Origin of the sequence: Paenarthrobacter sp. Z7-10 (genome assembly GCF_026932795.1) — a bacterium.
Taxonomy (GTDB): domain Bacteria; phylum Actinomycetota; class Actinomycetes; order Actinomycetales; family Micrococcaceae; genus Arthrobacter_M.
In genome coordinates this window covers 48,280-56,804 of sequence record NZ_JADPVH010000025.1, presented here as the reverse complement: position 1 = coordinate 56,804, position 8,525 = coordinate 48,280, and the positions used below count along the sequence as shown (strand labels likewise).

The following is an 8,525-nucleotide window of genomic DNA, read 5'->3' as shown; positions in this document are numbered from 1 at the left end:
AGCAGGGGTGGAAGCGTCAAGCTTCCACCCCTGCTGCTTTTTCGAGCGGGATATCCTGGTCAGCGTTTAGGCAGCTACAAGACCAGGGACAGCAGAGACACCAGGATCAGGCCGACGACGGAGATGATCGTCTCCATCACCGACCAAGTCTTGATGGTCTGCCCAACGGTCATGCCAAAGTATTCCTTGACCAGCCAGAATCCGGCGTCGTTTACATGCGAGAAGAACAGCGACCCGGCTCCAACGGCCAGCACCACCAGTGCCAGATGGGTGGGCGGAAGTGATGATGCCAGCGGCGCCACGATGCCCGAGGCGGTAATGGTGGCGACGGTGGCAGAGCCTGTCGCCAGCCGGATCATCACCGCAACGATCCAGCCCAGCAGGATCGCCGAGATGCTTACGGCGACAGCGATCTTGCCGATTGCGATGCCCGTTCCGCCGTCGACCAGGACCTGCTTGAACCCGCCGCCGGCGCCGACGATCATGGTGGCGCTGACAATGGGCATCAGGGACTCGCTGAGCTTGCTGGTCAGGGTTGAGGCGGAGAAGCCGACTGAGGTGCCGAAGGTGATCATGGCCAGCAGCACGGCAATCAGCAGGGCAACGATGGGCTCACCGATGAACTGCAGGAACGGGTAGAGTGCCGCGTCCTTGCTCATCCACAGGTCGGAGGCGGCGCGGATCAGCATCAGCACCACGGGCGAGAGGACGGTGATCAATGTCCAGGTGAAGGTGGGGCTGCGCCGGGCCTCGGGATCACGGCTGCGTCCTTCGGCCATGGCTCCGGTCTCCGCGGAGACTTCCGCGGAGACCGCGCTTCCGGTGCCGGTGTCACGGGGGGAGAGCCCGACGGACCCTGCCGCGGCAGCCGGGGAGCCGGAGCCCGTCCGTGCACCTGCACCGATCAGTCCGCCACCGGCGCCCTGGGCCCCGATCGGGACCCACTTGGCGGCGAACCGCGAGAACAGTGGACCGGCGATGGCGACGGTGGGAACCGCGATGACCAGGCCGATGGCCAAGGTGATGCCGACGTCGGCGTGCAGGTTTGCGATCGCAACGAGTGGTCCGGGGTGCGGCGGAATGAATCCGTGCAGCACTGACAACCCGGCCAGTGCGGGGATGGCCAGCAACATGGCCGGGCCCTTGGAACGTTTGACCGCGAGCATAATAACGGGTATCAGCAGCACCAAGCCGATTTCAAAGAACATTGGGATGCCGATAATGAAGGCAACGAGTGCCATCTTCCAGGGCAGCGCCCGCGGGCTTCCCTTGAGCAGGGTGTCCACGATTTCGTCCGCACCGCCGGAATCCGCCAGCAGTTTACCGAGCATGGCGCCAAGGACAATGAGCACACCAACGTTGCCCAACACCGCCCCCACACCGGTTTCGAAGGAGTGCGCGACGGATCCGAGCGCAATGCCGGAACCGATGCCGACGAAAAGCGAGCCGATGGTCAAGGCCAGGAACGGGTGCATCTTGAGCCAGACGATCAGGCCCACGACGATGCCGATGCCTATCGCGGTGATAATCAGCACTTGGCTGTCATGGCCAACCCAAGGTTCATGGATTTTTGCCATTGTGTCATCGCCGGCGGCCAGATAGGCCGCGGCGGGTTGAAGGTGGGTTAAAAGACTCATCACTCTTCTCCTGTCCTTAGTTAATGGTGGGCGTCTGTTGTCCGAGGGATAGGTCCTCGGTTATGGTCCGGACGATTTCACCCGGAGGGGGTCCAACGCTGACCCACAGGGCGGCCTCATCCGGGCCGGGTTCCTCAAGATCGGCGAACTGGCTGGCCAGCAGGGCGGCCGGCATGAAATGTCCCTGCCGCCTGGCCAGCCGGGCGGCGATAGTCTCCTGGTCTCCGTTCAAATACACGAAGATGACGCCGGGCCGGGCAAGTTTGGCCCGGTAAGAGCGCTTAAGCGCGGAACAGGTCACGATGCCGTTCTGGTGCGCGTCCAACCGACCGTTGATCCATTCGGCCACCTTGTCCAGCCAGGGCCACCGGTCCTCGTCGTTGAGCGGATGACCGGCAGCCATCTTGTCCACATTGGCCTGCGGGTGCAGGGAATCGCCTTCTTCAAAGTCCCAGCCGAGTTGATCGGAAAGGAGCGCAGCAACAGTGGTTTTGCCGCAGCCGGAGACCCCCATGAGAACCAGCACGCGTGGACCGCTGCGTGGCAGGTCTCCGGGCTTTCCGCTGCTCCCAGTGGCGGACACGGTGCTCACATGGCTCATCCTGTCACGCGCCCGTGCTCTTTGTCAGCAGCGGCGCCGACCGCTCCGGCTCCACTCTTCGGGCGCGCGGTGGTCAATTCAGCGCCCCGGTGAAGGCGGTGGCCCGCGCGGTGATATCCGACCATTTTCCCTCCGCCACGGCGGCCGGCGGCACCACGCTGGTGCCGCAGCAAACGGCCACAGCTCCGGCGTTGAGGTAGTCCAGCGCGTTGGCGGCGCTGATCCCGCCGGAAGGGAGCAGCTGGACTCCGGGATAGGGTCCCTGCAGGTCCTTCAGGTAGGCCGGTCCGAGCTGCCGGGCAGGAAAGATCTTCACCACCGCCGAGCCCAGGTCCATGGCCTGGGCCACCTCTGTGGGCGTCATGGCGCCCAGGCACAACGGAATGCCGGCCTCGACCGCCACCTTTGCCACAGCGGGGCGCAGCCCGGGGGTGACCAGGAACTGCGCACCGGCGTCGACGGCAGCGCGGGCCTGGTCGGCGGTGAGAATGGTTCCCACGCCGACGACGGCGCCATGCCCGTCGGCCGCTGCGACGGCGGCGCTCAGGTGCCGCAGCACGTCGGGGGTGGTGAACGTCAGCTCGATGCTGCGGATGCCGCCGTCGGCCAACGCCTGGCAGAGTTGGGCCGCATCCGGAATGACGGGTGCGCGGACCACCACCAGGGAGCGGTCGGCGGCAAGGCGGGCGATGAATTCCTCGTCAGTCATGAGCTGTGGTCTTTCCTTCGCTGTTGCTGGTGTGTCTTAGGGCTCTCCCGGCCAACGCCCCGGTGGGACTCCCGGCCGCAATGGCGGCTGTGCCGTTGACGAAGACGTACTCGATTCCGGTGGCGGGCTGGCGGGGCTCCTCGAAGCTGGCGGTGTCCGTGATGGTTTTCGGATCGAAGATCACCAGGTCGGCGGCAAAGCCGGGACGAATCAGTCCACGCCTGTCGAGTTTGAGCCGGGCGGCGGGGCGGCCGGTGAGATGGTGGACCATGTCCTCCAGGCTGAGCAGACCCAATTCGCGGCAGTAATGGCCCAGGAAGCGGGGAAAGGTTCCCCAGGACCGCGGGTGCGGCTTGGCTCCCACCAGGATGCCATCGCTTCCACCGGTATGGGTGCTATGCACCAGAATGGCCCGGACGTTCTCCTCATGCCCCACGTGCTGCAGGATCCCGGTCGCCATCCGGTCCGTGCGCAGGATCTGAACGAACACTTCGAATGCCGGCCGCCCGCTTTCCGCCGCGATGCCGGCTATGGTCTTGCCGACGCAGCCGGTCAGGGTCGAGTCGCGGACTCCGCTGATCTCCAGGGTCTCCCATTCGACCACCACGCCGTGACAGCCATCGGAGCCGTTGACCTCAAGGTCCGTCCGGATCCTGGCCAGGCAAGCCGGGTCGGCCAGCCGTTCCAGTGTCGCCTCGCTCCCGCCCGAAGATGCCCAACTGGGCAGGATAGCGGCGAGCGTGGTGGCGCCGGGAAGGTAAGGATACGTATCCAAGGTGATGTCGACGCCGTCGTCCAATGCCTGCTCGATCAGCGCCAGCAGCTCCCCCGCACGTCCCTTGTTCGGGGCGAAGTTCATGGTGGCATGGGACAGGTGCAGCGGGCAGCCGGTGACGCGGCTGAGCTCGATCATTTCGGCGTACGCCGTCAACGCGCCCTTCCCGTAGGAGCCGTGATGCGGGGCGTAAAAACCGCCGCAGGAAGCCACCGTGCGGCACAGCGCGGCCAATTCCTCGGTGCTGGCGTACATGCCGGGAGTGTAGGTCAGGCCGGAGGACATCCCTACCGCCCCCTCGTCCATCGCCGTGCGGACCAGCGCCTGCATCCGCGCCACTTGCTCCGCCGTCGCTTCGGCCTGCTCGAAGCCCATCACCATGGCACGGATGGTGCCCTGGGGAACCAGATAGGCCGCGTTCGTTGCGATCCCTTCATCCAGCCGGTCCAGGTACCCGCGTACGCTGCGCCAGGAGAAATCAAAGTCTGCCGGATCATCGTTCCAGCCGGCGATTTTCGCCCGCACCCCTGCCAGCACCACGTCATCCACCGGCGCGTAGGACAGCCCGTCCTGTCCCAGCAGCTCCGTCGTGACGCCCTGGCTGAGTTTGGCGTAATGGGCCGGATTGAGCAGCAGCTGCAGGTCCGAATGGGCGTGCATGTCGATGAAACCGGGACTCAGTACCAGGCCATCGGCGTCGATGACGTTCGCCATTCTAAACCCGGCGGCGTCCAACGTTCCGGGAGGAGCCAGCCGGTTGATTCGGCCGCGGTCGACGACGACGTCCAAGGGCCGGCGCGGTGCGCCGGTGCCGTCCACCACTGTGGCATTGCGGATCAGGGTGGCGTGTGCCGGTTGAGCGGCGGAGAAATGATCAGTCATGGGCGCCTAGAAAAAAGTGTGGACCAGGTCCACGACCCTCTGGTCATTTTCGGTGTCCGCGAGGACGGGGATAAGCGTCCATTTATCGAAAGCGGTGCAGGGATGCGAGAGTCCAAGGCGCACCACGTCGCCCGGAAGAACCTGGCTGGCAGCGGCGTCAAAGCGCAGGAAACAGTGCTGGTCATTGACGGCGGTGATGCTGCCCGCCAGCGGCCGCATCGGGGCGCCCAGTCCGGAGCCGATGGCCTGTGGAACCGGAAGTCCTTCATCCACCGGCAGATCGCGCTTGCCGGCATCCAGGATGGCCAGTCCTGGCTCGGGGCTGGAAACCACCCGGGCCCAGCCGTGCATTCCGGCGCGCAGCGGCTGCGCGCCGTGCCGGGAAAAGGGGGAGATCTGGCGGTAGAAGCCGTCGTCGTGGATGATGTAGGCCCCGCTGCGGATGACCAGATCAACGCGCTGCTCCTTGGTATCTTCCGCTTTTCCGGATTCCGCTGCCGCTGCCCCAATGCAGGGACCGAGCACCTCCACCACGGTGTCGAAGTAGGCGCTTCCGCCGGCCGTCAGCACAATATCCGCGTCCGCGGCATACAGCTTGGCCGCCAGCAGTTCCTGATGGACGGACTTCATTTCCAGCAGGAAGTTACGCACCTTGGCCAGGCTCTCCGGATCCGCGGCGTGGGCCAGTGATCCCTCGTAGCCGCTGATGCCCCGCAGCCGCAGGAAGTCGGAGTTAGCCGCGGCGCGGGCAACCTCCAGCGCGGCATCAAAGCCCCGGGCACCGGTGCGTCCGCCCAGGCCGCCCACTTCAACCAGGACGTCGAGGACCACCTTGCCCTCCATCGCAGCGAGCGTGCGTTCAAGCAGTTCGACCGTCTGCACCGAATCAACCCAGGACAGGATCGGGTTTTCCCGGCTGGATTCGCCGGCCACCCACCTTATCGCGTGTGGATCCGTCAGCGAGTTGGCGAGCATCAGCCGGTGCACACCGAAGGCGCGCGCCACCCGCAGCTGGGCGAGGTTGGCCAGCGAGATGCCCCACGCCCCGCGGCGCAGCTGCTCGGACCAGAGCTGAGGTGCCATGGTGGTTTTTCCGTGCGGGGCCAACAGAACGCCGTGCCGGGCGCACCACGCGGCCAGATGATCCATGTTCTCCCGCAGAGCACCGGCATCCAGGGTCAGCAGCGGGGTCTGCAGGTCGGCCAGGCTCTTTCCGGAGCGGGTAAAATCGCCGGCGGTTTGGCCGGACGCGGAAGCGGGGGCGGCCTTGTAGCGCCAGTCCAGTACCTCGTCCTGCAACTGGTCCACGGCCTCGGCGCTGATCTGCTGGCCGGTTTGCCCTGCGGAGCCGGGATTGTCGGCGGCAGCTGTGGAAAATGAATTCAAAGCCGTAAGTCCCTTCGGATGCCGGCGGCGGCCGGGGCGGTACAGGCATTGCGTATGTTGCAACGATGGTTGCAACACTGCTGAAAACATGTCTAACATGGGTGCAGTTCGTCAGTCAAGGCCGCCGCCGGGCCCGTTCGTCCGGTTCGTCCGGCCGGAATTACGCGCACTCGGGGCTCACCCCGCCAACAGCTTCAACCACCGAGAGGAAGTGCCGCTCGTGCCGTCAGCCGTCTGCATCGGTGAAACCATGGCCATGCTCACCCCCCGGGCCGCGCCGCTGCACGAAGCCACCGAACTTCTGTTTGGCATCGGCGGGGCGGAATCAAATGTCGCCATGGGGCTGAGCAGCATGGGCCTGCCGGCGCACTGGATCGGCAGGGTGGGCCGGGACGGGTTCGGTACGCGCATCCTGAACGACTTGCGCGCGCACGGCGTCGGAACCTCGGGGGTGGAGGTGGATCCGGTTCGGCCCACGGGCTTGTACGTCAAGGTTCCCGCCGTGACCCCCGCCGGCGACCCGTCCGTCGTCGTGCCTGCGGACCCCGGCATAGGCGACAAAGAGGGCATAGGCGGCAGAGTCGGCGGACCTCCCGTCCTCGGGCAGGCGGACGGCCCGGCCGCCGGAATGAGCTCGGTCATCTACTACCGCAGCGGCTCGGCGGCCTCCGCCATGGGTCCGGCAACACTGGCCAATCCCGCCGTGGCGTCGCTGCTGCGGGAGGCCGCGCTGATCCACCTCAGCGGCATCACCGCGGCGCTGTCGGAGGACTGCGCGGAGCTTTCCCGGGCCATTCTCCGCGCCGAACGAAAGGGCCGGATCATCAGCTTTGACGTCAATTGGCGCCCGGCGCTGTGGGCCGGACGGGATGCTTCCATCCTGGCGGAGCTGGCCAACCTCGCCGACGTGGTCCTGATGGGACGCGATGAGGCCGAGCTTGCCTTCGGTACCGACGACGAGAGCCGGCTACGCCGGCTGCTGCCGGATCCAGAGGTCCTGGTGATCAAGAACGCCGACATTTCTGCCACCGCGCTCTGCCGGGACGGAAGCCGGGTGGACGTTCCCGCCTTGCGGGTGGAGGTAGTGGAGCCCGTTGGAGCCGGGGATGCCTTCGCGGCCGGATATTTGAGCGGAATGGCCCTCGGCCTGGACCAAAAATCCTGCCTGCGCCGCGGACATCTGAGCGCGGCAAGTACGCTGATTGTGAATGGCGACCGGGGCGCGCTGCCGCCGGCACACATGGTGGCGGCCATTCTGGCCGGAAGTGATGAGGAGTGGGCCGCTATGCGGATGATGGCCGGAGTGGAGGGGGCAGCCGCAATGCCTGAAGAGGCGCCATGAGCCAGAGTCTGAGCCGGGCCCTTGACCTGCTGGCGGAGCTGGCCCAAAAGCCGGCCACCCTGGATGACCTCGCCGGCAAGGCATCGGTGCACAAAACCACAGTTATGCGGCTGCTGCACGCAATGGAGGAGAAGCGGTTCGTGGTGCGCGACGAAAGTCAGCGCTTCAGGCTGGGCTCGAAATTCTTTGAATTGTCCTCCAAGGCACTGGAGCAGCGCGACATCCGCACGGTGGCGCATTCTCATCTTGCCGAACTCAACGCCCGGACCGGACACACGGTCCACTTGGCTGCCTTCGAGGGCGGTGAGGTGGTGTACATCGACAAGTTCGAATCACATCACCCGGTACGGATGTATTCCAGGGTGGGACTGACCGCGGCGCTGCACTCCGCAGCCGTCGCCAAAGTGCTGCTGGCCGACATGCCGCCCGCCCGCCAGGAACACATTGCCAGGGGGCTGGACTACATCAAGCTCACGGCCAATACGATCACCACGCCTGAACAACTGCTGGCCGAACTGGTGGAAGTGAAGGAACAGGGTTGGGCGCATGACAATGCAGAGCATGAGTCCTTCGTGCACTGTATTGCAGCCCCTGTCCGGGACGCCAGCGGGCGCGTTATCGCGGCCGCATCCTTCTCCGTTCCCGTCGTGCTGCTTGGCTACAGCGATCTGCTGAAATTGCTGCCCGATCTCAAAGCCGGCACCGAGGCCATTTCCGCGGACTTGGGCTGGGTAAATCCCGAAAGGACCACACATGAGTGAAAAAAATGTTGTACTGACCGAAAATGCTCCGGCTCCGGCCCATGTCTTCAGCCAGGGAATCCAAAAGGGCGGATTTTTTCAGGTCTCCGGCCAGGGACCCATGGATCCGGAAACGAACCAGTACATCGGCGAAGGGGACGTTCGCGTCCAGACCCGGCGGACTTTGGAGAATATCAGGGCGATCCTGCTGGCCGGGGGATCCTCGGTGGAAGACGTGCTGATGTTCCGGGTATATCTCACCAAACGCGCGGACTTCGCCGCCATGAACGAGGTCTACGGTGAGTTTATCCAGGAAAACGTGCCCGGCGGCGCACTGCCCAGCCGCACCACAGTTTTCGTTGACCTCCCGCACGAGGTCATGCTCGTGGAAATCGACGCCCTGGCTATAACTTCCTGAGCCAGGCCATCACGCCTGAACCGATGGCGGGGTGC

General features: G+C 65.3%; 8 protein-coding genes. 3 read left to right on the top strand and 5 right to left on the bottom strand.

What is annotated here, in order from left to right:
• Positions 1–74: 74 nt before the first annotated feature.
• From IV498_RS09505 to IV498_RS09485, 5 genes are all read right to left on the bottom strand, one after another.
• Positions 75–1,637, bottom strand: a complete 1,563-nt coding sequence (locus tag IV498_RS09505) for a GntT/GntP/DsdX family permease (RefSeq protein ID WP_442951333.1) — start codon at positions 1,635–1,637, stop codon at positions 75–77.
• Between the two features lie 16 nt (positions 1,638–1,653).
• Entirely contained in the window at positions 1,654–2,229 is a 576-nt protein-coding gene (locus IV498_RS09500) for a gluconokinase (protein WP_269046315.1), read from the bottom strand.
• An 82-nt stretch (positions 2,230–2,311) separates the two neighbouring features.
• Complete coding sequence (locus IV498_RS09495; protein ID WP_269046314.1) at positions 2,312–2,947, bottom strand: bifunctional 4-hydroxy-2-oxoglutarate aldolase/2-dehydro-3-deoxy-phosphogluconate aldolase; 636 nt, start codon at positions 2,945–2,947, stop codon at positions 2,312–2,314.
• The gene (locus IV498_RS09490; RefSeq protein WP_269046313.1) at positions 2,940–4,604 is read right to left on the bottom strand and encodes an N-acyl-D-amino-acid deacylase family protein; all 1,665 of its coding nucleotides are present in this window, start codon (positions 4,602–4,604) and stop codon (positions 2,940–2,942) included. Before IV498_RS09490 ends, IV498_RS09495 begins: the two co-directional genes overlap by 8 nt.
• 6 nt (positions 4,605–4,610) lie before the next feature.
• Positions 4,611–5,990, bottom strand: a complete 1,380-nt coding sequence (locus tag IV498_RS09485; protein ID WP_269046312.1) for an amino acid deaminase — start codon at positions 5,988–5,990, stop codon at positions 4,611–4,613.
• Positions 5,991–6,210: 220 nt separating this feature from the next.
• On the opposite strand from IV498_RS09485, the gene IV498_RS09480 reads away from it, so the two are divergent.
• From IV498_RS09480 to IV498_RS09470, 3 genes are read left to right on the top strand one after another with little or no spacing between them, the layout of a single operon-like run.
• A complete protein-coding gene (locus tag IV498_RS09480; RefSeq protein WP_269046311.1) occupies positions 6,211–7,332 on the top strand; it encodes a sugar kinase in 1,122 nt (373 codons plus the stop codon).
• The gene (locus IV498_RS09475; RefSeq protein WP_269046310.1) at positions 7,329–8,093 is read left to right on the top strand and encodes an IclR family transcriptional regulator; all 765 of its coding nucleotides are present in this window, start codon (positions 7,329–7,331) and stop codon (positions 8,091–8,093) included. Before IV498_RS09480 ends, IV498_RS09475 begins: the two co-directional genes overlap by 4 nt.
• The gene (locus IV498_RS09470; RefSeq protein WP_269046309.1) at positions 8,086–8,490 is read left to right on the top strand and encodes a RidA family protein; all 405 of its coding nucleotides are present in this window, start codon (positions 8,086–8,088) and stop codon (positions 8,488–8,490) included. Before IV498_RS09475 ends, IV498_RS09470 begins: the two co-directional genes overlap by 8 nt.
• The last annotated feature ends 35 nt before the right edge of the window (positions 8,491–8,525 follow it).

Bases quoted from the DNA above. Each gene is read 5' to 3' on its own strand.
- IV498_RS09505 (WP_442951333.1), bottom strand. From the start codon at position 1,637: ATGAGTCTTTTAACCCACCTTCAACCCGCCGCGGCCTATCTGGCCGCC.
- IV498_RS09495 (WP_269046314.1), bottom strand. From the start codon at position 2,947: ATGACTGACGAGGAATTCATCGCCCGCCTTGCCGCCGACCGCTCCCTG.
- IV498_RS09490 (WP_269046313.1), bottom strand. From the start codon at position 4,604: ATGACTGATCATTTCTCCGCCGCTCAACCGGCACACGCCACCCTGATC.
- IV498_RS09475 (WP_269046310.1), top strand. From the start codon at position 7,329: ATGAGCCAGAGTCTGAGCCGGGCCCTTGACCTGCTGGCGGAGCTGGCC.
- IV498_RS09470 (WP_269046309.1), top strand. From the start codon at position 8,086: ATGAGTGAAAAAAATGTTGTACTGACCGAAAATGCTCCGGCTCCGGCC.